The organism is Bradyrhizobium sp. LM2.9 (assembly GCF_054056555.1).
In genome coordinates, this window is record NZ_JBSRYJ010000002.1 from 7193090 (window position 1) to 7217842 (window position 24753).

General features: G+C 59.9%; 24 protein-coding genes and 5 pseudogenes. 15 read left to right on the forward strand and 14 right to left on the reverse strand.

Annotation, left to right across the window (positions count from 1 at the left end):
• Positions 1-5: 5 nt before the first annotated feature.
• Complete coding sequence (locus ACVWW3_RS36585; protein WP_456651470.1) at positions 6-248, forward strand: DUF2274 domain-containing protein; 243 nt, start codon at positions 6-8, stop codon at positions 246-248.
• Here ACVWW3_RS36585 and ACVWW3_RS36590 read toward each other — a convergent pair.
• From ACVWW3_RS36590 to ACVWW3_RS36615, 6 genes are all read right to left on the reverse strand, one after another.
• Entirely contained in the window at positions 221-928 is a 708-nt protein-coding gene (locus ACVWW3_RS36590; protein ID WP_456651469.1) for a LysR family substrate-binding domain-containing protein, read from the reverse strand. The genes ACVWW3_RS36585 and ACVWW3_RS36590 overlap by 28 nt on opposite strands.
• Before the next feature lie 295 nt (positions 929-1223).
• Entirely contained in the window at positions 1224-1967 is a 744-nt protein-coding gene (gene istB / locus ACVWW3_RS36595; protein WP_456647451.1) for an IS21-like element helper ATPase IstB, read from the reverse strand.
• Between the two features lie 13 nt (positions 1968-1980).
• The gene (gene istA / locus ACVWW3_RS36600; RefSeq protein WP_456647450.1) at positions 1981-3519 is read right to left on the reverse strand and encodes an IS21 family transposase; all 1539 of its coding nucleotides are present in this window, start codon (positions 3517-3519) and stop codon (positions 1981-1983) included.
• A 145-nt stretch (positions 3520-3664) separates the two neighbouring features.
• Positions 3665-3931, reverse strand: coding sequence for a LysR family transcriptional regulator (locus tag ACVWW3_RS36605; RefSeq protein ID WP_456651468.1), 267 nt, complete (start codon positions 3929-3931; stop codon positions 3665-3667).
• A 65-nt stretch (positions 3932-3996) separates the two neighbouring features.
• The gene (locus ACVWW3_RS36610) at positions 3997-4629 is read right to left on the reverse strand and encodes an acyl-homoserine-lactone synthase (RefSeq protein ID WP_456651467.1); all 633 of its coding nucleotides are present in this window, start codon (positions 4627-4629) and stop codon (positions 3997-3999) included.
• Positions 4630-4723: 94 nt separating this feature from the next.
• The gene (locus ACVWW3_RS36615) at positions 4724-5446 is read right to left on the reverse strand and encodes a helix-turn-helix transcriptional regulator (protein ID WP_456651466.1); all 723 of its coding nucleotides are present in this window, start codon (positions 5444-5446) and stop codon (positions 4724-4726) included.
• Between the two features lie 328 nt (positions 5447-5774).
• On the opposite strand from ACVWW3_RS36615, the gene ald reads away from it, so the two are divergent.
• The gene (gene ald, locus ACVWW3_RS36620) at positions 5775-6887 is read left to right on the forward strand and encodes an alanine dehydrogenase (protein WP_456651465.1); all 1113 of its coding nucleotides are present in this window, start codon (positions 5775-5777) and stop codon (positions 6885-6887) included.
• A 229-nt stretch (positions 6888-7116) separates the two neighbouring features.
• On the opposite strand, the pseudogene ACVWW3_RS36625 reads toward ald, so the two are convergent.
• Together ACVWW3_RS36625 and ACVWW3_RS36630 are read right to left on the reverse strand one after the other, a co-directional pair.
• Positions 7117-7632, reverse strand: a pseudogene (locus ACVWW3_RS36625) (MFS transporter).
• 137 nt (positions 7633-7769) lie between these two features.
• Positions 7770-8084 (reverse strand): annotated as a pseudogene (locus ACVWW3_RS36630) (aldehyde dehydrogenase family protein); the annotation flags it as partial.
• A 127-nt stretch (positions 8085-8211) separates the two neighbouring features.
• Between ACVWW3_RS36630 and ACVWW3_RS36635 the strand changes: the two are divergent.
• A complete protein-coding gene (locus ACVWW3_RS36635; RefSeq protein WP_456651464.1) occupies positions 8212-8376 on the forward strand; it encodes a hypothetical protein in 165 nt (54 codons plus the stop codon).
• On the opposite strand, the gene ACVWW3_RS36640 is transcribed toward ACVWW3_RS36635, so the two are convergent.
• Positions 8373-8558 (reverse strand): aldehyde dehydrogenase family protein, encoded by a 186-nt coding sequence (locus ACVWW3_RS36640; protein WP_456652108.1) that lies wholly within the window; start codon positions 8556-8558, stop codon positions 8373-8375. The two genes, ACVWW3_RS36635 and ACVWW3_RS36640, sit on opposite strands and share 4 nt — an antisense overlap.
• Before the next feature lie 693 nt (positions 8559-9251).
• On the opposite strand from ACVWW3_RS36640, the gene ACVWW3_RS36645 reads away from it, so the two are divergent.
• The 11 genes and pseudogenes from ACVWW3_RS36645 (at position 9252) to ACVWW3_RS36695 (ending at position 18608) form a co-directional block, all read left to right on the forward strand.
• Positions 9252-9569: a hypothetical protein gene (locus tag ACVWW3_RS36645; protein ID WP_456672329.1), complete on the forward strand. Its 318-nt coding sequence runs from the start codon at positions 9252-9254 to the stop codon at positions 9567-9569.
• A 36-nt stretch (positions 9570-9605) separates the two neighbouring features.
• Positions 9606-10881: pseudogene (locus tag ACVWW3_RS36650) on the forward strand (IS256 family transposase).
• Positions 10882-11473: 592 nt separating this feature from the next.
• Positions 11474-12847 carry an IS30 family transposase gene (locus tag ACVWW3_RS36655; protein ID WP_456647414.1) on the forward strand — a complete coding sequence of 458 codons (1374 nt, stop codon included), beginning with the start codon at positions 11474-11476 and terminating at the stop codon, positions 12845-12847.
• A 157-nt stretch (positions 12848-13004) separates the two neighbouring features.
• Entirely contained in the window at positions 13005-13223 is a 219-nt protein-coding gene (locus ACVWW3_RS36660) for a hypothetical protein (protein ID WP_456652107.1), read from the forward strand.
• A gap of 7 nt (positions 13224-13230) precedes the next feature.
• Positions 13231-13638: a hypothetical protein gene (locus ACVWW3_RS36665; protein WP_456651462.1), complete on the forward strand. Its 408-nt coding sequence runs from the start codon at positions 13231-13233 to the stop codon at positions 13636-13638.
• A 621-nt stretch (positions 13639-14259) separates the two neighbouring features.
• Positions 14260-14720, forward strand: a pseudogene (locus ACVWW3_RS36670) (nitrogenase cofactor biosynthesis protein NifB); the annotation flags it as partial.
• Between the two features lie 23 nt (positions 14721-14743).
• Positions 14744-14983 carry a nitrogen fixation protein NifZ gene (locus ACVWW3_RS36675; RefSeq protein WP_456651461.1) on the forward strand — a complete coding sequence of 80 codons (240 nt, stop codon included), beginning with the start codon at positions 14744-14746 and terminating at the stop codon, positions 14981-14983.
• Between the two features lie 15 nt (positions 14984-14998).
• The gene (locus tag ACVWW3_RS36680; RefSeq protein WP_456651460.1) at positions 14999-15352 is read left to right on the forward strand and encodes a DUF3024 domain-containing protein; all 354 of its coding nucleotides are present in this window, start codon (positions 14999-15001) and stop codon (positions 15350-15352) included.
• 33 nt (positions 15353-15385) lie between these two features.
• On the forward strand, positions 15386-15655 hold the full coding sequence (locus ACVWW3_RS36685) for a DUF6129 family protein (RefSeq protein WP_456651459.1): 270 nt from the start codon (positions 15386-15388) through the stop codon (positions 15653-15655).
• Positions 15656-16217: 562 nt separating this feature from the next.
• Complete coding sequence (locus tag ACVWW3_RS36690) at positions 16218-16436, forward strand: hypothetical protein (RefSeq protein ID WP_456651458.1); 219 nt, start codon at positions 16218-16220, stop codon at positions 16434-16436.
• 1812 nt (positions 16437-18248) lie between these two features.
• Complete coding sequence (locus tag ACVWW3_RS36695; RefSeq protein WP_456651456.1) at positions 18249-18608, forward strand: hypothetical protein; 360 nt, start codon at positions 18249-18251, stop codon at positions 18606-18608.
• Positions 18609-18981: 373 nt separating this feature from the next.
• Here the strand turns inward: ACVWW3_RS36695 and ACVWW3_RS36700 are convergent, their stop codons facing one another.
• Positions 18982-20418: an IS701 family transposase gene (locus tag ACVWW3_RS36700; RefSeq protein ID WP_456651263.1), complete on the reverse strand. Its 1437-nt coding sequence runs from the start codon at positions 20416-20418 to the stop codon at positions 18982-18984.
• 179 nt (positions 20419-20597) lie between these two features.
• Between ACVWW3_RS36700 and ACVWW3_RS36705 the strand changes: the two genes are divergently transcribed.
• Complete coding sequence (locus tag ACVWW3_RS36705) at positions 20598-21116, forward strand: Lrp/AsnC family transcriptional regulator (RefSeq protein ID WP_456651455.1); 519 nt, start codon at positions 20598-20600, stop codon at positions 21114-21116.
• An 880-nt stretch (positions 21117-21996) separates the two neighbouring features.
• On the opposite strand, the gene ACVWW3_RS36710 is transcribed toward ACVWW3_RS36705, so the two are convergent.
• The 4 genes and pseudogenes from ACVWW3_RS36710 to ACVWW3_RS36725 form a co-directional block, all read right to left on the reverse strand.
• Positions 21997-22380, reverse strand: a complete 384-nt coding sequence (locus ACVWW3_RS36710; protein WP_456672330.1) for an AMP-binding enzyme — start codon at positions 22378-22380, stop codon at positions 21997-21999.
• 128 nt (positions 22381-22508) lie between these two features.
• Positions 22509-22973, reverse strand: coding sequence for an AMP-binding protein (locus tag ACVWW3_RS36715; RefSeq protein ID WP_456672442.1), 465 nt, complete (start codon positions 22971-22973; stop codon positions 22509-22511).
• Between the two features lie 97 nt (positions 22974-23070).
• Positions 23071-24203 (reverse strand): IS3 family transposase gene (locus tag ACVWW3_RS36720; protein WP_456647380.1). Its coding sequence is split into 2 segments (ribosomal slippage): positions 23071-23948 and positions 23948-24203, totalling 1134 coding nucleotides; the frame shifts between segments, so codons are not numbered across the junction.
• Between the two features lie 84 nt (positions 24204-24287).
• A pseudogene (locus ACVWW3_RS36725) lies at positions 24288-24449 on the reverse strand (anthranilate phosphoribosyltransferase); the annotation flags it as partial.
• Positions 24450-24753: the final 304 nt, after the last annotated feature.

Genomic DNA, 24753 nt, shown 5'->3' on the forward strand with positions numbered 1-24753 from the left:
GGACGATGGCCAAGCTCAAGCTCGGCGCAGTCGAAGACGACAAGCCGATCAAGATTACGCATGAACTGCCCGCGAGCGTGCACAGGGATCTCGTGGCATATGCCGAGATTCTTGCACAGGAGACCGCTCAGCCGATCGGAGATCCGGCCAAGCTTATCGCGCCCATGCTGGCTCGGTTCATGGCGGCCGACAGAACCTTTCGGAAAGCGCGCCGCGCGCGTCAGCGACCGATCGAAGGCCAGGAATAGCGCTCGGAGAGTAACTTCAGGAATTCCTGCAGGGCCGGGTTCTCATTGTCGGCGCGCCAATAGGCAGAAAACTCGAACCGGCTCGCACCCGCGCCGTCGCGCAGCTCTCGGTAAACAAGGTCCGCCAAATTTGCACCTATGTCGGACTCGAGCACGAGGCTTATTCCTGTGTTCATGCTGATCAGGCTTTTGATCATGCCGCGACTGACGTCGTGGCGCTCGATTGTTGGGCGGGCCTCAGGCGAAACGAGCTTGGAAACCAGAAGATCTTCGAGCTCCTTTCCGGGGTCGCAGTGGCTGAGCAGCACCGTCTCGCCGCGCAGGTCGGGCCAATAAACAGTCTCGCGCGAACTGAGAGGATGGTCATGAGGCAAGGCAACGAGAACACGCTCGCTCCACAGAGACATGGCTTTGGTGTCCAACAAAGGCAAGTTCCCCGTGACGATCAGGAGATCAAGGGCTCCGTTGCGAAGTGCCGCTGCTAAACGTGATCTTGATCGTTCAACCGTCGCAAGCGCGATCTGCGGGAACCGCTCCTTGAACTCAAGTAAGGAGGCTTGCAGATTGCCGGCCGAAAGCGATGTGCAGAAGCCGACGCTCAGACGGCCGATTTCGCTGTTGTGAACGGATCGCGCGGTTGCGATGAGTGCGTCGAATTCCTCCAGGATGATCCTGGCCAACCGAAGGACGTCGCAGCCGGGCCGCGTTGGGTGCGCATTCCAGGGATGGTGATCAGGCGTTCCAGACGATGGTGATCACGGATTCCAGATGATGGCGATCACTGGAGACGAACACGACTGACGAGTTTATGTGTGCTGCAAACGGCCTCCTCGTCAAGGCTGGCGGGCTGGTTCGAAGATCGTTCCGGCGGTCCATGGGAGGGCCCCGTGCGCGGCGCGGAGTGCCCCCACGAGCGACGCAGCGACGCGCGCGGGAGGGACCTGTGGGCCGGCGGGACGATCGTGCGCGAGGTGCTCACGGCTTTTTCTTTTCGCCGGCTTGGCGCCGCAGACTGTCGCCCTTGAGTTCGATGCGGTGGGCATTGTGAATGATGCGATCCAAAATCGCATCGCCGAGGGTGGGATCGGCAATGACATCGTGCCATTGCGACACGGGCACCTGACTCGTGATCAACAGCGATCCCTTGTCGTAGCGATCGTCGACGATCTCGAGCAGATCACGGCGCTGCTCGGCGGTGAGCGGTTCGGGTCCCCAGTCATCAAGAATGAGGAGATTGACGCGCTCGAGGGCTGCGATCAGGCGCGCCAGACGGCCTTCGCCGCGCGCCTGCGCGAGATCTGCGAACAGGCGGGGTGCCCGCTTGTAGAGGACGGAAAAGCCATCGCGGCAGGCCTTGTTGCCGAGTGCACAGGCAAGCCAGGACTTGCCGGTGCCGGTTGGGCCGACGATGACCAGGTGGTTGGCATCGCGGATCCATTGGCAGGTGCCGAGGTTCTGGAAGAGCGAACGGTCAAGGCCGCGAGCGGTGCGATAGTCGACGTTCTCGATGGCGGCGGCTTGACGGAGCTTGGCGCTGGTCAAGCGACGCGTGATGCGACGGTTGTCGCGGGCGGTGGCCTCGCGATCGACGAGGAGGCCGAGCCAATCGGCATGCGGCATTCCGGCAGCCTCGGGATTATTCTGCAGTTCAGTGAGGCCATCGGCCATGGCGGTGAGGCCGAGGGCGCGCAAGCGATCGACGGTCGGGTGAATGAGCATGCTGATCTCCTGATCAATTGTAGTAACTGCGGCCGCGGATGTTGGCGTGGAAGAGGATGGGTGTCTCGTCGGCGGGCGGAGCGGTCCTGTCGGTGCCGTTCTTGAGGATGGCGGCGACCGATTTGTACGAACGGGCGTTGAGCAGCAGGGCACGGGCGCAGGCGGCGTCGACGCGCTCCTGGCCATAGCGCTTGACCAGCCCGAGAATGCCGATGGCGGAGCGGAAGCCCTGTTCCGGGTGCGGTCGCGACCGCAGGATGACGTCGACCAGGGTGTCGACGTCGGGGCCTACCTTGGCGGCTTCGGAACGAATACGCTCATGGGTCCAGTCGCGATAACGACGATGCGAGCTCGGCATATGCTCGGCAATCGTCGTCGGGCGATGCTGCAAGGTGCTGCGTAGATGCGACGCCACCCGCTTGCCGCGCAGGAAAATCTCGACGGTCTTTTGAGTGACGCGGGTCTCGACCTCTTGACGCACGAGGTTGTGAGGGACGCTGTAATAATGCTTGGCGATCTCGATGTGATAATCGAGGTTGACCCGGCAGCGCTTCCACTCGGCATACTGGTACGGTTCATCCGGCAAGGGAGTGAGCGCCGGACGATCGAGCTCTTCGAACAGGTCGCGCCGACTTCGTCCCCAACTCCGGAGAGGTCGGTCGTTCAGCTCGACCAGGAGTGCGTGGATCGCCTCGTTGAGGGCGGCGAGGGAGAAGAATCGGCGGTTGCGCAGACGCGCGAGAATCCATCGTCCGACGATTTGGACCCCGACTTCGACCTTGGCTTTGTCGCGTGGACGATACGGTCGCGCCGGGACGATGGCGGTGCGGTAATGGCGGGCGAGATCTGCATACGTCCGGTTGACCATCGGTTCGTGAAAGCAAGCCCGGGTGATGCCGGCCTTGAGATTGTCGCTCACCGTCTGCCGCGCCACGCCGCCGAAATAGGCAAAGGCCCGAGCGTGCGAGGCGATCCAGTCCGGCAAGCTCTGGCTGAAGCTGGCTTCGGCATAGGTGTAGTTCGAGGCGCCGAGCACGGCGACGAAGATCTGCATGCTGCGCACCTCGCCGCTGAGCCCGTCAACCACCTCCATGGTATGGCCGGAATAGTCGACGAACAGCTTCTCGCCGGCGACATGGACCTGGCGCAGGGTCGGCTTGAGGCGGCCGGTCCACTCCTTGTAGCGTTCGCAGAACCACGCATAGCTGAAGCTGTCGGAGTTTGCGTCGCAATACTCCTCCCACAACAGCATCAGCGTGACGTTCGGGCGCCGCAGCTCGCGATGCACGAGCGCCCAGTCTGGATGCGGACGCTCGTCGCTGGGCCGATCAGAAGGCGGCGGAAACAGGCGGTTGTCGAGCTGGACGTCGTCGTCCAGCTCCGGCGGCAGCGGCCAGGTCAGACCGGCGCGGCGGGCTCGGTTGAGGTACTTGCTGACCGTGCCCTGGGCCAAGCCCAGGCTGCGGGCAACGGCGCGTTGCGACACGCCGACGCTGTAGTGCAGGCGTAGAACTTCACGGATGTGGCGCATGGACAGTCTCTCGGTCGGCATCTCGATCCTCTGCGGTTAGGCAAAAGACCAAGCTACCCGGGTTGCAGACTGTCAGCGGCGCGCGCCTCCTGCCCCGATCGCGATCGCTGGAAATAGCGATCACGATCCGCTGGAAACCGTGATCACGATGCTCTGGAATGGGTGATCACGATGGCCTGGAATCCGTGATCACGATCGGCTGGAACACGCACGTTGGGCGCACACCTCCGCTGAAGCGCTCGAAAATTGGAACGCCCAAGTGGTGCTCAAACTCGCTGATTGTTCGGCTGAGGCTCGATTGTTGGGCCCTCAGCAACTCGGCGGCCCCACGAACGCTCCCGCAATCGGCCGCAGCGACGGCCGATCTCAGGTGTTTCAGTTCGAGCGCTTTACTGGCTTGAAGTGACGGTCGTGTTCGTCGTGCCTTGTGCATAGTAAGTCTTGAGAGAGAAGAGCGGCCTTGTGCACCGATGCTGCGATTGGGTTTGCTTCCAGAACCTAGGCAGCCGCTTGAATGACCGGGGCCCAGAGCACCGGTCCCGAGATGTGCCCTGCCTTGCGGATGCGGTCCAACGCATCGGGCGAGACCTCCAGGTACCCAGCAACCGCCGTGGTGTTTCCGAGAGGGCGAGCTTTTCCCACTCTGCGAAGGGGCCATCCGGCCCGGCGAAGAATGCGCTCCATGCGGGCGTCGGTCACAGTGACGATTTCGATCAATTGAATGGAAAGGCCGAATTCAATCATACCCGCAAACAGCTCGTAAGTGGCAGCAGCAAGTCCGCCGCTCGCCTTCGGCGCATCCGCGGGAACATCAAGCGCGAATCGGCTGCTCTCCCAAATCCGGTCGCTTCGTGGTCCCGGCTGCCCGTCCAGCAGGATCGCGAAAGTGTCCCTCAGCATAGTTGGACCGCTCGAAGGCAAAAGCCGAACGCATCCTTGAATTTGTCCGGCTCGCGAGCGGTTCAGTAGATGCACCGGTCGAAGCACGTCAAATTCGTCCACTTCCATGTCGCCGCTGACCTCGACGGTCCAATCCAGACGCTGCTTGAAAACGCGGTAGCGCAGCCGGTGCATCTCGGCCAGATCGTTGACGAATTCACCGTAGTACTCCGGCGTGATGAGCTGCATCATTCTTGCCTCCCTACTTAATTCCGGCAACTAAGCAGAGAGGCCTAGGTAAGCGCATCCTGTGCAGTTCCACAGGTGTTTATGGACTCCTGGCGTTCTATTTTCGCGATTTTGATTCGGTCAACAGCACGATCGCTTGACGCAGCGAGCTGACACGGAGCTTCGCACGGGCGTTGTCCAGGTGAAATCCCGCCGTTCGCTCTGAGATACCGAGAATGATCCCGATCTCCCCAGCCGATTTACCGCGCGCGGACCATTCGAGACACTGGTACTCGCGAGGAGACAGCACCACGCCGCCCACCATGCGATCAATCGTCCAGAAGCGTTTTGCATGCTCATGGAAAAACGTTGCGATTAATCGCAGGCTCTGGGCGTGCTCGACAAGCGCGCGCTCGAAAGCAGTTCGACGCTCGTCACTTGCAAAGCTCAGCGCGGCGATTGCGCCCTTGTCATCGTGGATAGGGAATGTAAACCCGCAGCGAATGCCAAATTTGTCGGCTTCTTCGAACAGAGCGCGTTCAGGCTCCGGCCGATTTCGCGTTTCAAATCCAAGCCCCCATCGGAAGGGCTTAGGCTGGCGCATTGCCCGACGTACCACCGGATCGACGGATTCGTAGCCGCGCTGCAGATAGATGGCGGTCCAGGAGGGGGGATATGTCGAGATCAGGTTGGGAGCACTGCCCGGCTCACGGGGAAGAGCGAGATATGCGAAGCACGACAGTTCGAGCGCAGCGGCGACCTCAGCCATGCTCTGCTGAGCTGCGTCTGGATGCGTGCTTTCGGTCAATCGTTCAGCAAACCTTTGAAAAACCCGATCCATCTTTGATGAACCCGCGGGCCTCCCTCGCAAGCGCTACTCGTGTTACCGGATCGAGCATCGTTGCGAATGAGGCAAAACAACGAACAAGTCGACCCAGTCCGGCGTAGATCAATCCTGATCAGGAGTGCCTGGTTTGGCTGCCGGGGCCGCATCACGTATTGTCGCCCCGTGGTAGCATCCCTGCCAACTCGGCGGTCTTAGGTCGCACGTTCGAAATCCTGCAAGGAGGCGCGGAAGATCGCCGGATTACTGCGCTGTTTGGCCTCTCGCCTCGCAGGTTTGTACCGCTCTTCCGATTACAACGGGCTGCTCACCAAGGAGATTGCAAATGAAGGTCGGTGTTCCCAAGGAAATCAAGACGCACGAATACCGCGTCGGCCTGACGCCTGGGGCCGTCCGCGAATACGTTGCAGCTGGCCACAGCGTATTCGTCGAGAGCAACGCCGGCGCCGGGATTGGCGCGACAGATGATAACTACGGCAAAGCGGGCGCGACGATTGCGACCTCTGCTCGCGAGGTATTCGCGTCGAGCGAAATGATCGTGAAAGTCAAGGAGCCACAGCCCTCCGAATGGACGCAGCTTCGAGAAAACCAGATCCTCTTCACTTATCTGCATTTGGCTCCGGATCCGGAGCAAGCGAAGGGCCTCATGAAATCTGGCTGCACCGCAATTGCCTATGAAACTGTGACCGACGGGCACGGTGGCCTTCCACTGCTTGCCCCTATGAGCGAGGTTGCCGGAAGACTTGCGATTGAAGCCGCGGGTGCGGCGCTGAAGCGGTACGCGGGCGGACGGGGACTGCTGATTGGCGGGGTACCGGGCGTGCCACCCGCTCGCATTGTGGTGATCGGCGGGGGCGTTGTCGGCACTCACGCTGCACGGATGGCGGCAGGCTTGGGCGCTGAGGTCACGATCCTCGACCGTTCCATTCCCAGGCTTCGCGAACTGGATGAGCTGTTCGAAGGGCGAGTACGTACCAGATTCTCGACGATCGACGCCGTTGAAGAAGAGGTATTTGCGGCGGATGTTGTCATTGGTGCCGTTCTCGTTCCTGGCGCGAGCGCGCCGAAACTGGTCAGCCGCGGTATGTTGAGTTCGATGCGCCAAGGCTCCGTGATCGTGGACGTAGCGATCGATCAGGGCGGATGTTTCGAGACATCGCGGGCGACGACACATGCCGATCCAACCTATGAGGTGGATGGCGTTATCCACTATTGTGTCGCAAACATGCCCGGAGCTGTGCCGCTCACCTCAAGCCAGGCACTCAACAACGCTACGCTGCCTTTTGGTTTGGCTCTCGCCAGTAAAGGATTTGCAGCTGTGCTCGAAAATCCCCATCTGCGCGCAGGCCTGAATGTCTATCGGGGCCGGCTAACCTATAAGGCTGTCGCCGATAGCCTTGGTCTTCCCTTCTCGCCGATCGAACAGGCTGCGGCCTGATTCTAGAGGTCCGCTACGGGACGTTTGGTCGCAGACTTGGGCCGCTCATCAGCGTGGTTCTCTTTGTGTACCGAGTATGAGCGACAGCTTGGAGGTGCAAGTCCTCTAGCCAACTTGATTGACGGCGAAGGCTTAGCCAAGCGCAAGGGCAACGTGCCCGGGGTCCTTGAATGCGGGGGCGGTCGAATGGACGACAGCTAACTGCCTGCGCCGCGCTCTCAACCAGCAGCTAGAGCTCACTCGCGGCGCGGTCGGGCACATCATCCTTCCGGCGTACCGATCCAAACGGGCGCTCCAGCATACGAGGGATACGCAGGGGCTCAGGCCCGATATGGAAAGCCATGGCCTTCTAGTGTAATGCGCGCTCCGACTGGTCCAGCGGTTGCGTTGGCGCAAATATCGAGTCATGTCGACAGTCTAGCGCTCGGTCCACAGCTCGGGGTCGGCGACGCGCAATTGACCAACCATAGGCGCCGTTGCGTTGCCGGTAGAGCTGCACATCCTGCAGGAGGTTGTGGAAGGCTCGCGCATTTTCCGAGGGCACGCGAAATTCGAGCTCAACCACCAGTGGGCCGCTCCGGTACGTCAGCGGGAGCCGCACCTTAGGATCGGCAAGCATGTCGGCGTCCTCCCCGCGCTCGGTGATGGCCGGATGCGTAGTCGACACCGACACGGCGAGGCCCCAGAGAACGCAGCCTACCAAGCCGCAACGAATTGGCCGGCAACCCAGGGGGGAGAGCTGCACGTCAATGTTGAACAGCGTTCACGTCCATACGGCGCCCGCAGAGCTGCGGCTGTCAGACCGAATTATGATTGAGCACAATCGCCGGATCGCGCCGCTCATGGACAGTGTGCAGGCACGAACCGCAGCATCGCGAATTTCTATGCCGCGACGTTGGTCGAGAGCTTCTGCACGAATTCCTCATAGATGCCTGCCTCTGCGTAGAGGCGATTGGCGCAGACGCAGGTCTGGCCCATGTTGCGGTATTTGGAGACGATGGCGCCCTCGATGGCGGCATCGATATCGGGTCGTCGAACACCACGAAAGGCCCAGCTCGAGGCCGAGCTCTTCAGGCCGATGCAGGCCCGACGGTAGAGGATCTTGCCGACCTCGGTCGAGCCAGTGAGGCCGACAAAGCGCACGGCCGCGTGCTCGCAGAAAACCTCGCCGATCGGTCTCGAATCTCCGGTGATGACGTTGAAGACACCCTAGGGCACGCCGGCCTTCAGCGAGGGCTGCGAGCGCAACCGCCGAGAGCGGCATCTGACTGACTGGCTTCAGCACCACGGTGCACCTGCGGCGAGCGCCGGCGCTACCCTGCGGGTGATCATCGAGTTGGGGAAGTTTCACGGCGTGGTGGCGCCGCAGACGCCAATCCGTGGCCTTATCGCAAGCAGCCTTGCATCCGGGCGCGGCGAGAGAATCGTTTCGGCGCGCCTCTTCGGCGTACAACTCGACATAGGCGCCACCGATATCGAGTTCACCTAGCGCCGCAGAGAGGGGCCCTGCCCGGAGGTCAGGATCAGCGCGAGATTCTCGCGATTGGCGACGATCAATTCGTACCATTTGCGCAGGATGTTGGAACGTTGCTTGGCTGTGAGCTTAGCCCATGCAGATCGTTCAGCAGCCTCCACGGCTCTCGTGCAGCGGTCGGCCGAGAGCTGCGGCAGTTTGGCGAGCTAAATGCCGATCGCCAGATTGTTTTTACCGAAAGGCGAGGTGAGCCAAGTCAGGCGCCAGCAGGCCTCCCGGAGAAGTGACGGGTCCTTCAGACGCTAGCGCAGGATGGACGAGCCTTGCGTGGTTGTGCGGCGGCGGTCGGGTCGTCGCGTTGCTCCTGGAGGTTTTCAAATCTAAGTAATCAGGTCTTCGTCGATCGCGAAAAAAGGCCGCGCGAGAACCGCGCGGCCGAGTCAGGGAGGAAACGCCCCGAAGGGCACTGAATAGGAGCTCGGCAAGTAAATGAACTCACTGGGAACTCCAATCTTGCACGAAACGTCGTCGGATCGTGCAAGCGGATATCGGATACTCATTTACCTCGGAGGATTGGAGGCGTTTGCAGAGATATCTTGCAGTTTTTGAGCGCAGATTTCGCCAAGTTCGCAGCAACTGCCATCTTGAAGCGTTTCTCGCGAGAATATTCGAACTTGCGTACTGTTCATTGACGCCATCAAACACTCGCTCGGTGTACGCGTCCGTACCCTCGATAGCTCGGTTTCAGGATTTAGGAACCAATCTAAATTAGTCAGCGCTCGTCAACGAGCGGCAGAGAACATTGAGCTCGGCGATTTAGCAGAATAGCTGCGCGTCGCGACAGTGCGCACCAGCTCGGGCGGGTCCGGACAAGTCATTTGAGGGGCAAAATGCGCAAAGTCGCGATCGGAATTCGTTGGACATCATCACCGCGTCGCGGATTCCGCGTTCGGCTACGCGAACAGCTGGCACTGCTGCGGATTTCAGGGGTCATTGTCACAGGTGCAATCTGCACTATCACGGTCAACGGGAGCGTGGCGCAAGGTGAGCCGAATGCCAGCAATGAATTCAAAGATCATGTCGTATCGTTGTCACAAACGTTCTTGGAATCCGGGCAAATTGCAACCGAATTCGAGCGCAAGCCCGGGGATGTCCCGGGTTCTGTTGAATTTCTGAAGAGGTCGGCGTTGCCCACCTTGAGCCGGTAGGCTCGGGGTGCTGATTCCACAAAGGAGAGCAACGCCATGACGAGAGATATCACACTGGCTGGTTCGCCGGCGACCGGGGCTGTGGACGAAGCTTTTGCAGAAGTGCGGGCGAGCTTCGATCGGTTCTGCCTTGCGGCAGGGATCGAGGCGCTCGGCACGATGATGGAGGCGGATGTCACGGCGGCCTGCGGGCTGCGCCACGGTCGCGACGCGGCGCGGCGGGCGCACCGTTGGGGCCGAACGCGGGGACGGATCGGCTTCCACGGCGGCAAGATCGAGGTCGAGCGCCCGCGGGCCCGGGGCGTGGACGGCCGCGAGGTCACGATCCCGAGCTGGGAAACGGCGGCGCAGGAGGATTGGCTCGGTCGCTGGGCGATGAACCTGATGCTGATCAATGTGTCGACGCGCCGGTTCGGCCGCGCTGTCCGGCTGCCCGAGGGTGACGTGCCGGCACCGCCCGGATCGGGGGTTTCGAAGTCGGCGGCCTCGCGGAGGTTCGTAGCGCTGTCGGCGGCGCGGCTGGCCGACTTCATGGCTGCCGACCTGTCCGCGCTCGACCTTCTAGTGGTCCAAATCGATGGGCTGCATCTCGGCGACGATCTCGTGCTGGTCGCCGCGATCGGGATTGACGGCGAAGGCAACAAGCATCCGCTGGCTCTGGTGGAAGGGGCGACCGAGAATGCCGCAACGGTTCAGGCCCTGCTGGACAACCTGGTCTCGCGCGGGCTCGACCCGACGGTGCCAAGACTGTTCATCGCCGACGGCGCGAAAGCGTTGTCGAAGGCGATCCGCCGCACCTTCGGTTCGGCCGCTGCGATCCAGCGCTGCCAGATCCACAAGGCGCGCAACATCGTGGAACGCCTGCCGAAAGAACATCATGCGGCCACCCGTCGGGTGCTGCGCCAGGCCTGGGAGCTCGATGACGCCGACAAGGCTGAAAAATTGATCCGCAATCTCGCGCGTCGACTCGACCAGCAATGGCCCGGCGTAGCGGCCAGCATCCTCGAAGGCCTCGACGAAATCCTGACTGTCGTCCGGTTGAAGCTGCCGAAGGAGCTTCGTCGATCGCTCGCCTGTACCAACATCGCCGAGAACATGATGGGCACCATTCGCCGCGTCACGCGCAACGTCAAACGCTGGCGGGATGCCGGTATGGCCTTGCGATGGGTCGCGGCCGGCATGATCGAGGCCAACAAGGGCTTCCGACGATTGAAGGCGCATAAGCAATTGTCGGTTCTGCGTGCGGCCCTTCAAGCTCACCACGATCGCAGTGACGATCAAGCCCGTTGCCCACGTCACGAGGGCCGCGTAACATTCACTCCGGCAACGTCGGCCCGACGTAGTTCAACACCGATCGGGACATCCCCGCAAGCCCAGTGACGAATCGATCAAGAAGCATGCCGATAATCATGAGCGCCAGCTCGCAGCATCCAGTCGTGTTGAGGGCTTCGTGACCGATTTGCGCGACGATGGCCCCATGAAGGAGGCGACCTCCTTGCGGTTCTGTCATCAATCTCTATGCAACACGCTTCCAGAACGTGGTCTCGGCCCAACGAAACCTTTGCTTCAACGAGAATTAAAGAGTTCAAGGCAAGTTACGAATGGCCGTGCGCGCAGTTGAGCATCGGGTGAGCGAGCTCAATCAGCCTCAGCGCGCGATACTGATGCTGAAGATGCGCCGCCACGAGAATGAGTTCATGTGGGCGAGGACAGGCATCGCGATGAAAATCGTCAAAAAGAGCCTCTCCGGGGCTGAATTCCATCAAGGAGGTGGTTCCTCGGCACTGGCGTGGCGGAGCAAGAGCATCACAACTACCCTCCGCGAGGAGGACACGGCCGCGACGTCTCAGGCAATCAAGGCGGATTCAAACGGTCGTCGCAACACTCGGAGTTTGGAGGTTGCGATGAACGTTGTAAGGCGCAGATCGGAGCGGTCAGGACGAGCCCCATTGCCGTCGCCAGGACGGCCCTCTGTTGCCGGGCGCGATGAACAGAATAAATTTTGGCGGGCGATTGCCGCTGGGTTAAGCAGCGAAGATGCTGCACTCGAAGCCGGATTGTCACAACCTGTCGGAAGCAGATTATTCCGAAAGGCGGGCGGCATGCCACCAGCGATGTTCAGATCTTCGGCAAAGGCTCTCTCCGGGCGGTATCTCTCGTTGAATGAGCGCGAGGAGATCGCACTTCTCAAGGTGCAGGGCCATTCCATACAGGAGATTGGACGTCGCCTGGGGCGGGCTGCTTCGACAGTCTCCCGTGAACTGCGGCGCAACGCGGCCACCCGCGGCGGCGGGTTGGAGTATCGGGCAACAACTGCCCAATGGCATGCGGATCGATCCGCTCGCCGGCCCAAGCCGACCAAGCTTGCGCTCAATGCAACCTTGCGCACTTATGTGGAGGAGAGACTTGCTGGCGGCGTCGTAGCCCCGACCGGCGCTCCCGTTCCTGGTCCCTCCGTTCCGTGGAAGGGGCGCCGGCATGGCCCGCGCAAGGATCGGCGATGGGCCAAAGCCTGGAGCCCTGAGCAGATTGCCCGACGCTTGCCGATCGACTTCCCGGACGACAAGACGATGCGCATCAGCCACGAAGCTATCTATCAAGCTCTCTTCGTTCAGGGCCGCGGCGCGCTACGCCGCGAGCTGACGGCCTGCTTGCGAACAGGGCGTGTATTACGGATGCCCAGAGCGCGCGTACGCAGGCGAGGCAAGGGCTTTGTCTCCCCGGAGATCATGATCAGTGAACGTCCTGCTGAAGCTGCCGATCGAGCAGTGCCGGGGCATTGGGAGGGAGACCTCATCCTCGGTGTTGGCAGCTCGGCAATCGGCACGCTGGTCGAGCGCACGACGCGCTTCACGATGCTATTGCACCTTCCCCGGTTGGCGGGACATGGCGAAGCTGCGCGCGTGAAGAACGGACCAGCCCTTGCGGGACACGGGGCTGAAGCCGTGCGCGACGCGATCACGCGCACCGTCATCACCTTACCTGAAGAGCTGCGTCGCTCGCTAACCTGGGATCAGGGGGCCGAAATGGCTCAGCACGATCGTCTCAAGATCGATGCGGGTATCCAGGTCTACTTCTGCGACCCGCAAAGCCCTTGGCAGCGCGGCACTAACGAGAACACCAACGGGTTGCTGCGGCAGTACTTCCCGAAAGGCACAGACCTGAGCATCCACAGCGCCGAGGAGATATCCGCTGTGGCAGCGGCTCTCAATGCCCGACCGAGAAAGACACTAGGCTGGAAAACGCCGGCGGAGGCGCTTGACGATCTGCTGTCATGAGTGAAAGTAACTGGTGTTGCGACGACCGTTTGAATCCGCCCAACGAACAACGGCAACTGTGGTGAAGTTCATAGTCTTGGAATCAGCTAATAGTTCATTTGAAAGTTTCAGCGTACTTGCTCGTGCTACCATTCTTTGCGCCTTGCGGAGTCGCCAAGTGTTGGACGCAACGACCACTGCGCTTTTGCGTGCTGTTCTCGAGGAGGTTTGCGAGGGTCTGCCTCGCAGCGAAACCGGCACTCGGGCCCATGTCGCTTCCAAGATCTTGGACGCCGCCAATAGAGGTGAGATCACGGCGGACCACCTTAGGCAGGTCGGCATGGAAGCTCTTCGCTCTGCGCCAACATGTGGCGGTAGGTGCGGACAACACTCATAGTGCTTATGTGAATTTCCAGGTCACGGTGTTGAAGATTCTTGTGAGCTACCCCGACGGGTTCGCATCCATGCCGGACCTCAAGCGAGACATGGCCATTTTGGCCACGAGCGGTCCCGATTGGGCGGCGCGCACCAAGAGCATGGGCGCCCGCGTGCCTGAGCTCGACCTCTTTTCGCAACGACTCGTCGAGCGTGTGAATGGAGGGTGGCGCATCACGGACAAGGGACGAGCGGTGCTCGAATTGATGGAGCCGCGCCCTAGCAAGCCCCAAGTCCAGCCAGAGGACACGAGAGCTCGTGAGCTGGCATCGCCAGTCCCGGAACGATCCCATTCTGTCGAGCTACGTCGGCGCGAGCCTGAAGGACTGGGGCGGCGCCGGTCCTCTAAGAGCCGAACGAGCGCACCGCACTCTTAGACCGGACTATCTAGGCGATCAAGGCCGCGCCCGACGATCGGTTGCCGAAGGAGAATTTGGATGCCGTTGTGGGCTTCGAATTTTTATTGGAGAGCTGGAACGAGAAGTGCTGATATCTCAGCATATATATCGAGGAAAGGTGCTGTTGCTTCGATCAGGTCGAAGATCCCGCGATGCGCAGTGCGCCGTTCATGCCGAGCGGGCATCAGCGCTCAGATACCGTTGCCGTTGAAAGGCGGCGAGACTCCCAGGCACTCCGTCCCACTTGGCCGCGCCTGCGCCGTGGCCCCGGTCAACGGCTCAGGCGCCAAGTAGCGGCGCAAAGTGGGCTGCTCGCCCCGGTCCGCTAGTAGGAAGAGGTCGAATCGCAAACCACCGTTGCGGGTTGGGAGATTTCACGCGAGCTCAATGAGAACCCAACGGCCATCTCCGTCACAATTGCGACGCCTGTCGCATTTGCGACGTGTGAACTGTCGCTGACGCGTGCACAACTGTGCGGATCACGGCAAGCTAACTTCACAGGGCGGGAATGCCATCGCCGTCCGAGATGGCACGCCAGTTGCTAACTCTCGTTCTGTGGTCGCTCAGGCTGGTCGCCATGGCCACACTAGAGAATTGAATATGAACGCTGTTGCCCGACGCGGAAAACATGTCAAAGATGCTGAGGATAGCGACGGGATGCGGGTCATCGCCGATTATAAGGGTTCCCGGAGCTCTTCGAAGAATGGCAAACGGAGCTATGGGTCACAGGCTGCCCCAAGCGATCTGCGTCCGAAATCTGGAACAAAAGTAGGACTCATCCCTGCTATAGCGAAGAAGCTTATCATCATTACGCTCGCACCCATGTCGCAGTAGCGCCGGCTTGCAATATTCAATGCAACTACCGCAATCGCAAGTACGACGGCGCCAATGAATCGCGTCCGGGTGTTGTTAGTGAGAAGCTCACTCCTGAGCAGGCGGCGAGAAAGCTGCTCGCGGTCGCCACCAGAATTCCGCAGCTGACTGTGCTCGGTATCGCCGGCCCCGGCGATGCCTCGGCCAATCGGAAAACGACTTCTCGTGCCACTGATCTCCGCGCCGAGCACGGCACAGCATCGGCTGTGTCATGACAGAGCCGCGCGTTCCAAAATATCGATCGGGCCAGCGCGTGAAAACCGCAGTCAATCTCATCAATGACGAGTCAGTTGCCACCGCGCCGCCTGATGGGATCCTGGTCGGCGCCGGTGCTATCGGCGAGATCGTCCGGGTCGCGATGCATACCGAAGCGAGCGTGCCGATTTATCTTGTAGATTTTGGTGAGCGGCTGGTCGTTGGTTGTCTTGAAGAAGAGATCGCAGTCCTTTGAGGGAATGTTCTCGCAATGAGAGTGTCGAGAGAGATACCGGTCGGGCTGATCCCGCATCCGAACGAGCTAGATCGCAAGCGGATCGAGCGTGCTTTGATCTCGCGCAAGCACTATCGCTATGTCTCGCCGAGTGTAACGCCGGTAAAGGCTGGCTATCTCATTGAGAGTCCCTGCTGCTCGCGCAATATCGGCAACTATGGCGGTCAGATCGATGTCGCGCTATTTCATTACGATGCCGTGAGCGGGGTCTGGAAACTGTTCTTCAAGAATCATGCGCGAGGAAGCTGGAAATTTTACAGCATGTTCCACCGGCTTGCGTCGGCGATCGACGAATTGAACACGGATCCCGAGCGGCTGTTCTGGCAGTGATGCTCGTTTTGCAGCAGTCATATAGGAGCCACAATGGCGCTCGCCACAGAACAATTGATCGAAATCGAACGCCTGCTTGCGACAGCTAACATAGACACTAGCGCCTTTGCTGACCTAAGGCGCCGCTTTCCGCAGCTCACCTTGGTTCGATGTGATGCGTCGGATGTGACGCAGCAACCATTCCGGCGTCTTCCGCAGTTTGACCTGCATCTAATCGATGGATCGGACCACTGCATGCAGATTACGGCCGATCAGGCGCGAGCGACTGGATTGGTGCTGGCTAGGAGGCATGTTAGGCGGTGATCGGCACTGGACCCGCAGAGAATCACCTCGATGACGCGGAGGCGGTGAATGCAATTCCGCTCTCGCATCCTGATATCATTGTTGCCGACTCTCTGCCGTCGAAGCGCTATTGTGTTCGCAGCGAATTTCCAGTCGGTCGACGACTGAGACGCTCGAACCAGCTTTCGCGGTCTATGTTGGTCGCAAGTATAGCGTTGCGGTTCCAAGCGCACGATCGGGCTCCTGCTTGGCCTGAAGGCGCTCGGTGTCGAGCGGAGCAAGAGGTAATCGCCTCCTCGTATTCGTTTCTCAAGCCGTCCATGCCATTAATCTCGCGGACGTACCGGCGGAGTTTGGCGACATCGACTGTTGGTCCGAAACGAGCTCACGGCAATGCCGAAGGACGTATGAGGCCTAACACACGGGCGATTATCGCCGCCAAGCCCGAACGGGCCACCCGGCACCAATGCAGGTGCGAAGTTCAAGTCGCGGCGCGGGGGCCACCCCAAAGGGGACGAAACTGAACACGTCACAATCGAGCAGCCCACCGGTCTCTAAACCTGGCAAAAAAAACGGTAACGATATGAATCCGAAGATCATCATTCACGTCCGCTTCGCCCCGAATGGCAGAGTGATCCAGATCAGCGAGCGCCCGGCGAGGCTCACGCCCGACCAATGGTTTGATGTTCTCAAAGCCCGAGCCGACTCTGCCTATCGCTCACTGCCCGGTGGTCGTGGCGTTTTTCGGCTGACCCGGGCCGCAGTTGACACCTACAAGCAAGAAGCTGTGACGCTGGCATGAGCGAAGAGATCATCGATATCGTGGCTAGCCACGAGATTGAGGTGTTCGCAGGCTGTCCAGCCGATGCGATCGAGCGGGTGGCGCCAGGGCGTACAGTCTGTCGCAGATCGAAGACATCTACGAGGACCTGCCGGTTACAATTCTCCTGACTTTCGGCAATGACACTATTTCGATTATGTCAATCGTTGCTGGCACGACGGAGTTTGGCTTACGATCGGTCACTCCCGCGTTGTTTTCCCCGGATCGATCATGAGTCAAACGCAACGGCACGGTTCGACCCTTGACGTTGACAGTGGGTTTTGCATCGGGGCCCCGTAATGGACACGCGCTTAGATCGGTTTCACTCCGCGCTGTAGTCGACAGTTGGGTCCGAGTGTCCGGGGGTCCGTATATCGCGATCCGTCGGCTTGCGAAACACCCACGTGCCGGCGGTCTCGTTCCTCCGACAACCGATCGACAGGCCTCGTCCGATTGACACCAAGACGGGCGTTTTGCGCACCGGCTTGTCCCGCCGCGCACTGCGGCTTTCGAGTCCCTGATGCGCCTGACCATCGCCGATGCCTCAGCTTCATTCCGAAAGTGTCCAGCCGGAGTCCAGGGACAAGGATGTATACGGGACTGATACTGGCGGACGCCAGCGCACTCGAATCCTTGAGACGCCGGCAATTTGAAGATCTTTATAGTAGGACGTCGTGTTCTTCTCTCCGCTGAACAAGAACAAGCTTTGCTCAGAAGCATGCGTTGGCCGCGGGAGGAGCCCATGGGAGGGAGACAGAAGCTCGCTAGCGTTTCTTTCCTGCGGAGCCTTTAGCGCCGTCTGCTTTTCGAAAGCTGTACAAGCGGAAGACACCGCTCAGCATATGTTAGGTGAATCATCCCGTTCACGTCGCGATACGCGAGAAACCGACACGTCTAAGTGGGCAGCTGAATTAGACGGTTGCGTCTTACAAGGGACCAATGCGACCTCATCTGGAATAATCACGATCGGGGCAGGGCCGCGCCTCATAAGGTCGAAGCAGGACAGTTCGAGTCATCTCGAAAATGCTGAGCGAAAAACACCGCGTATCGACGGGCGACCGCTGGGATAAAGTTCTCTAGCGCTCCGATCTCATCGTCAAAGGCTGCCTCAGAGCCGGAATGATCTTGTGGGGATTGCTCATGCCCTGCATCGGAAGAGAAAAGTGAAGCGGGCTATGGCATGAGCGACACCGACGCAGCCTTTAGTTTCTGGTGGACCCTCTGGAACAATAACTAAGAAGTCTTCTCGCAGCAGATGGCTGGACGCGCGATGATCAGTTCGGTCTTTCGGTTGCAGGCGGCGAACACTGCGAGGACCATTCCCGGATCCTATTATCTGTTCGAGGCGCATCGAATGTTCTTGATGACCTGAAGCGAGCCCAAAGACATCTGACCGTCAAGAACATCTGCTTGTTGGGCGCCTGCTCATGCCAAATGCAAGGAAACACGCCTATAGCCGCCTCTTCCCAGTCGCACCGGCTTTCGCGGAAACCGGAGTTCTTGCCCTTGAGGGGGAGCGCCGCGTGCTCGAATGCATGATCGACGAGCGCGTCGATGGATCTGCATTCTGGCTCATTGTTCCGAGCAGTTCCCGTTATCGGTGCAGGAGTGCGATATATTAGTTGATTTGTCCCTGGCTCATGTGGGTAGTCGGAAGGCGGTCATGATCACGTGCAAACATTTCAGCACGCAATTTGCAATCGAGCGCACCCGCTATGCGGCCGCGCGTGGCGCAAGCCTTCTGATGCTGATGCCGCCCTACCACGGCCTGAGCCTCAACGCAGACGCGCCTCGATGCTCGATCGTTTCGGCCGTATCGCGGATGCGGCCAAGATTTCGATCCTGGTCCTGAATGCGCTGCTTAGTGGCGTGACGGTGCGCCTTGCCCGGAAGATGCCGCGCTTTAGTTGTTTCAATATGGAGGTGCCGTTTGCCGCGGCGAAGCCGCGGACGTTGACTGACGCCAGAGGAGAGGCAATCCTAGGCTCCTTCGACGGAGAGGAAGCCATTACAATGATGCCAGATTTCGATGCTGGTGCGAGCGGGACGATACCGGTCGCGCTGCTTCCTGATCTATTGCGTCCAGTGATCGATCATCACACGACGGGACGCAGGCGGGAAGCCGGCCTGCCTATGGAAGAGTGCTGTCGTTAATCCGTTTCGAGAACCGCCAGTCTGGCCTGCGCGCCGCCACGGGCGCGACGTGACATAGCTAAAGGTAATTCACCCCGCACTAGCTCGCCCGCGAGGTCAATCCAATGGCGCTCCATTGGTGACGCTAAGCCGCCCACATGGCCGCTTCCGCCAGGGATCAAAAGAGGTGCGGTACCGACGAATTCACCTCCACAAACAGCGCCGTGAGGAAAAGAGCTTTAGCGGCTTATTGGAATAGGAGAGGCGACGCAAGCCGACCGGGCGCGCACAAGGCCGGAACCGGTGGTTGGCTGTCCCTGGTAAGGTTTGAGCCTTTCAATTCGTCAGTGCGCGCATTGTCGGCTGAAGACGCACATTCGTAGAGGTGCTAGTCTTACTGCGTCATAAATTTTTGCGCGATCGCGGACGCAGGATCGCTCTTGCGCAACATGGACATCGCGACAGACTTCTGACGAGGGCGAGAACGAGCCGTCGACGCATCGTCGCAATCGAGTTTGGAATGTGCCGTTCGGTGCGCAGCGGCGGAGCCTCTGGGTTTGTAACCTTCGGGAAGGGCAGGCGTTTGGAATAGCCCGGCTGAACGAGGCGCTGAGGGGGGAATCGTCTCCCTTTCGGAGATGAGGAATCCGTAAGCCGCTATGCATAGTGTGGCATGGTGGTGGAAGCCGCGCCAACCGCGCCCTTCGAAGTGGCCGAGCCCGACCTCCTGCTTGAGTTCCTGATAGTCGCGCTCAATGCGCCAGCGCAGTTTTGTCAGGTCGACCAACCGATGGAAGGCGATCTTTTCGGGAACGGTCGAGAGCCAATATTTTGTCGGCTCGGCCTCGTTCTTCGGCCACTCGATCAACAGCCATTCTTCCGGGCGGCTCTTGGTGAGGTTGTAATCGCGATGGGCAACCCGCACGCGCACCCGAGCAAAGCGCGAGGTGAGCTGCTCGGCCGAACCTTCGCGCCACGCGATCGTGCGCCATGCCTTTGCCGGCAAGCCGAGCGCGAGTTTCTTGACCGAGATTGGCTGATGATGGCGATCACGCCGTATCAACTTCGGCGGCCTTCCCTGGCCCGACCATCTTTTGGCGCGCAGCGGCACCATGCCCGGCGCCCACACCGTGGTGTTCGGTAGAATGCCAGCGACATAGCTCAACCCCAGCGTTGCGATATCCGTGCGCAGTTCGGTGTTGGCACCGTAACCGGCATCCATCAGCACGACGCCGCGCGGCAGGCCGGCCTCGCAGGCCTTACGAATCTGATCGAACGCGATCTGCGGCTTGGTCTTGAAGACAATGTCCTCAGGAATGCCGGCCTTTCGCCGGCGTGCGCGATCTTGCCATTCCTGCGGTAGGTACAGGCGATAAGCGACCGGCAGGCTGGCGTGGTGATTGGCAATCGACAGCGACACCGCGACCTGACAATTGTCCTGCTTGCCGAGTTGGCCGCAATACTGTCGTGCCACTCCTACTGAATGCCGGCCCTGCTTGGGAAAACCTGTGTCGTCGATAATCCAGGCCTCGATCGGTCCATGACGCTCGATCCGCGGCAGCACCATCTCGCGCACCTTGGTCAAGACCTTCTCGTCCGACCAGCGCCCTTCACCGACAAAATGCAGCAGCGATTGATGCTGCGCCGCTGTCCGTTCAGGCGCGGTGATCGCCGCCATCGGTTCCACGCTCTTGCGTTCGCATGGCATCATCAGACCAACGCAGTAATCCCGTAACGGCTTCGCCCGGTCTGCATGGCCGATCACGCTCACAAGCCCCTCGACATAGGCCGCAAACCGCGATTCACTCCCGTCCGATCTTGGGTGACCCATCCCAGCTCTCCATGCCGAAAAACGAATCTCCCGAAAATACCAGCAATTCCAGGATCAAAGATCGCGACTTTCTGACTCAGTAAGACTAGGGAGGAGGTTTGGAGATGACCGGGACGCTCAATGGGACTACGTCGCATGCTTGGACGAGGCGGTCGCACTCGAGAGTCCGCAATGCAGCCATGGAAATCGACAAAATCGATGCTCGTCTTCTTGATCTCGTTCAACGCAACAATCGCCTAAGCAGTGTAGAACTCGGCGCGAAAGTTGGTCTATCTGCATCCGGAGTTCAGCGCCGACCGAAGCGCCTACGAAAGGAGGGCATGATAGAATCAGACGTCTCAATCATTTCGCCAAGCGCGATCGGCCGAAACGTGACTATGCTGGCCCTGGTTTTCTTTGAGCGCAATCGCGCCGAGATTATTGATCGCTTTAAGCGGGGGATCCGCACTATGAGGGAGGTGATGAGCGGATTTTACGTCGCGGGCCAAGCTGATTTCATCCTGTTGGTGACTGCAAATAATATGGAAGAGTACGAGCATTTCACCCGACGCTTGATAAATGAAAATCCAGATATAAAGCGCCTCGAGACTGCAGTTGTTCTGGACCTAGTCAAAGCCGGTTTCATTTTACAAATGGGATCGTTGGCATGCTGGTATCCCGCCGTGACCCTTAACGCCCTCATCTTGGATCAAGCATAATCGCTTTCCGCGCTGCGAGAGCGGTAACGATCATCTCGCACTCTCGGCCCGGGTCGATGCGGTCCGATTAAAATGAGCCGCGTTCCAGCAATTCCATCTGGCTCGGCGCATGCTCCTCAACAGCAATGTCCGAGGCTAACACTATGAGGCCGGCGCTTGTTGTGCGGTTTCGGACTTCCGAACAAGTCAGGTCAGGTTCAAGACGCTTTGCGCGGTCGACAGGTCGCTAATTTTCCGGGCATATCAGAAGCTTCATTCAGCATGGCGCTGATACGGGCATTGCTGCAAGCACTCGTCGAGGGCGAGCGTCCACGCAGGCTCGCGAGAGCGATCTCTCCTCTTGAACCCGGACGGGCTCGAATGGCGCGCTACTCATCGGTTGATAGGAAGATTGATACAAATCGCGCTCCCAAAGACGGCACGGGTAGTTCGATCACGTCCCAGAATACGCCGGCAGCAACACGGGCAAAGCTCTAACTGACGCGGACGTCGGCGGCGTCGAGGAGCCACTGGGATAGACGATCGGAATATCGGCTGAGTGAGGATGGGTACCCAACTGGCGACGTCGCTCCGGCTCAGCACCTCCATTAACTTCCTGGAAGAGTGCGGCACCTGTGAAGACATGGACGACGTCTCGGCCGAATTGGAGGCAAGCGAAACTTGGTTGTCGCCAGATCAGAGCCCGACATTTGCGCGGTACCGGCATTCAGGAGGATCCGCGGCATCAGCGACCTCGGGGCAACGTTATTCGACGGAAAGGCGCCGACAATGATCAACTCGCAGCTGCCGTGTTCGCATAGACGCGGTGACCCGTGGGGTTTCGCGGCCCTCAGCGGCCACGCCTGCGGGGTAAAGGAAATGCCACACCCGATCGAAATCTTCAGTCGCCGTCGTTGTACTGGCTTGATCGTGTAAGCCCCTTCAGCGCGAAATGCTGGGTCTTGCCCAGCGCCGTACGTGGCAATTCTTCCGTGAAAATAATCTCGCGCGGCACCTTAAAGCGGGCGAGCTGCGAGCCTGCATGCGCCGTTAGTGCTTCCGCGTCAAGCCGAACCCCCGGCCGCCTGATCACATAAGCGATCGGCACCTCATCCCAGCGCGGATCGGGTCGACCGACAACGGCGCAGTCTGCGACGAGGGGATGCTCCATAAGCGCGCGCTCTACTTCCGCCGGGTAGATATTTTCTCCACCGGAAATGATCAGGTTCCTTTTGGGATCATTGCACCCAAAAGTATCCATCGGCAGCGCGGCGGCCGATGTCACCGGTGAGATACCAGCCGTTGTGCAAAGGCTCGCGCGTTGCTTGTTGAGCGCCCCAATACCCGCTGAAGACGTTGGGGCCCCGTACGGCGATCTCGCCCGGGCTGCCTGCCTGCAACTCGTTGCCGGTATCATCGAGAATAGCCGGCTTCGCAGCATAGGCCGGGCAAGCCGCTCGAGCCCTTACGCGCAAGATCGCCGCCGAGCCTCGTATACACAGCAATAGGGCAGGTCTCGGTCGAACCGTAAACCTGCAGCACTGGGGCACCCCACGCGCGACAAAGCGTTCGATAAGGTGCTGCGGGACCATCGTTGAACCGGTGCAAATTGCCTTCAGTGAGGAGAGGTCCGTCGTCCGCCACTGAGGATGGTCGGCTAGGGATTGCATCGTGGTAGGCACCAACGCTGCCAGCGTAGGTCTGTCGCGTTCGATCGCAGCAAGCGTCGCCTCGGGCGTAAACTCGCGTGTGAATGGTGACGGTCGCGCCGTGATGCAAAGCCGGCGTGGTCTGGATATTCAGGCCGCCACCGTGAAACAGCGGCAAGACTGTCAGGACATGATCGGTCGAGCCGAGGTTATGCATGTGCTGACTCATAATTCCATTCCACAGCAACGCTTCTTGACGCAGCACAGAGCTGGTCCCGGTTGTCTGAACAAAATCTCCGCGTCGATAAGTGGAGCGTCTGCCGGGGTTAGGCCGCCATGCGGATTGGCGGCTGGTTGAAGTAGGCTTGATCCGGTGTGCTGCCGTCAAGGCTCGAGTGTGGACGTCGGCCGTTGTAGAAGTCGAGATAGCGGCCAATCGAAGCTCGCGCCTCGCCGACCGTTTCGTAAGCTCGCAGATAGACCTCTTCATATTTGACGCTGCGCCACAGCCGTTCGACGAACACATTGTCCCGCCAAGCCCCTTTGCCGTCCATGCTGATGGCGATGGCTTGGTTGGTGAGCAGGCCCGTGAAGGCCGCGCCAGTGAACTGCGAGCCCTGATCCGTGTTGAAGATTTCGGGCTTGCCGTGACGCGCCAAAGCATCCTCCAGGGTCTCGACGCAGAAGGCCGCCTCCATCGTGATCGACAACCGCCACGAGAGAACCCGGCGGGTTGCCCAATCCAGCACGACAGCGAGATACACGAAGCCGCGCGCCATCGGGATATACGTGATGTCCATCGCCCAGACCTGGTTCGGCCGTGTGATCTCCATGCCGCGCAGCAGATACGGATAGATCTTGTGACCGGGCTCTGACTTGGTCGTGCGCGGACGGCGATAGAGCGCCTCTATCCCCATCCGCCGCATCAGCGTCTTCACATGCCGGCGGCCGACCTTGCACCCCTCGGCAGCCAGCAGGCCGCGCAACATACGCGAACCGGCGAAGGGATACTCCAGATGCAACCGATCGAGCCGTTGCATAATCGCGAGGTCGGCGGAGGGCACCGGACGCGGCAGGTAATAGACGCTGCCACGGCTGATGTTCAGAGCTTCCGCTTGCCTAGTGATCGACAGATCGTGCTCACGGTCGATCATCGCTTTGCGCTCAGCAACCCCGCCTTGGTGAGCGCTCCTTCTAAAAAATCGTTCTCCAGCGTCAGCTCTCCGATCTTGGCGTGCAACGACTTCACGTCGATGGCCGGCCCGGCAGATGCCGCGGGACCTGCCCCGAAAACGTCAGAGGCACCGCCCTCCAGTTGGGCCTTCCACGCCGTGATCTGATTGGGGTGGACATCAAAGTGCTCGGCCAACTGCGCCAGCGTTCGATCGCCCTTGATGGCGGCCAGCGCTACTTTCGCCTTGAAGGCCGGGGAATGGGTTCGGCGGGATCGTCTGCTCATCGTCGCTCCTGTCTGCGGCAACTATCGCCGCATTCAGGCAGAAACTCCACTTATCGCGATGTTCAGATTTCTGAGACCAGCTGTTTCCACGGTTTCGCCACGTACCCGCATCCCCATTAACAATCCTCCGATCTGGGAGGATGTCGCCTGGTCCGACATCATGATTTCAAAGGCTGTTGCGGTCTCCTCGCGGGTCAGCGTGGCACCCGTAGCAACTTTGCTAATGATCGATTTGAGGGCGTTCATTGCTCTCCACGTGCTTAGTCGTTCCAATTGGCCAGTCGCGCGTGCGAGCGCGACCTCAAGCCGCTAGATGATCCCTTCCATGTTGTCGATACCCACGCTGTTCTTTGCTGATATATGATCGGACAAACGTTGCGGTTTTGTGGATCGAGCCGAACTCGACGGTTGCAGGATGACGTCGATGCCACACACGACTACTCGCCGTTGATGCTCCCAGCTGGCGCTGGCGCATAGCTCGATATCCTGATCAAATATACTGCATGTTGCTCCTGATATGGCATTATGTCGCGCCGTCTCGATCACAAAT

Coding starts and splice junctions, on each gene's coding strand:
- ACVWW3_RS36655 (WP_456647414.1), top strand. CDS start 11,474: ATGAACGTTGTAAGGCGCAGATCGGAGCGGTCAGGACGAGCCCCATTG.
- ACVWW3_RS36585 (WP_456651470.1), top strand. CDS start 6: ATGGCCAAGCTCAAGCTCGGCGCAGTCGAAGACGACAAGCCGATCAAG.
- ACVWW3_RS36700 (WP_456651263.1), bottom strand. CDS start 20,418: ATGGGTCACCCAAGATCGGACGGGAGTGAATCGCGGTTTGCGGCCTAT.
- ACVWW3_RS36705 (WP_456651455.1), top strand. CDS start 20,598: ATGGAAATCGACAAAATCGATGCTCGTCTTCTTGATCTCGTTCAACGC.
- istA (WP_456647450.1), bottom strand. CDS start 3,519: ATGCCGACCGAGAGACTGTCCATGCGCCACATCCGTGAAGTTCTACGC.
- ACVWW3_RS36615 (WP_456651466.1), bottom strand. CDS start 5,446: ATGGATCGGGTTTTTCAAAGGTTTGCTGAACGATTGACCGAAAGCACG.
- istB (WP_456647451.1), bottom strand. CDS start 1,967: ATGCTCATTCACCCGACCGTCGATCGCTTGCGCGCCCTCGGCCTCACC.
- ACVWW3_RS36685 (WP_456651459.1), top strand. CDS start 15,386: ATGGCGCTCGCCACAGAACAATTGATCGAAATCGAACGCCTGCTTGCG.
- ACVWW3_RS36605 (WP_456651468.1), bottom strand. CDS start 3,931: ATGCACAAGGCACGACGAACACGACCGTCACTTCAAGCCAGTAAAGCG.
- ACVWW3_RS36675 (WP_456651461.1), top strand. CDS start 14,744: ATGACAGAGCCGCGCGTTCCAAAATATCGATCGGGCCAGCGCGTGAAA.
- ACVWW3_RS36680 (WP_456651460.1), top strand. CDS start 14,999: ATGAGAGTGTCGAGAGAGATACCGGTCGGGCTGATCCCGCATCCGAAC.
- ACVWW3_RS36715 (WP_456672442.1), bottom strand. CDS start 22,973: ATGAGTCAGCACATGCATAACCTCGGCTCGACCGATCATGTCCTGACA.
- ACVWW3_RS36695 (WP_456651456.1), top strand. CDS start 18,249: ATGCTCGATCGTTTCGGCCGTATCGCGGATGCGGCCAAGATTTCGATC.
- ACVWW3_RS36610 (WP_456651467.1), bottom strand. CDS start 4,629: ATGATGCAGCTCATCACGCCGGAGTACTACGGTGAATTCGTCAACGAT.
- ACVWW3_RS36690 (WP_456651458.1), top strand. CDS start 16,218: ATGAATCCGAAGATCATCATTCACGTCCGCTTCGCCCCGAATGGCAGA.
- ald (WP_456651465.1), top strand. CDS start 5,775: ATGAAGGTCGGTGTTCCCAAGGAAATCAAGACGCACGAATACCGCGTC.
- ACVWW3_RS36645 (WP_456672329.1), top strand. CDS start 9,252: ATGCGCAAAGTCGCGATCGGAATTCGTTGGACATCATCACCGCGTCGC.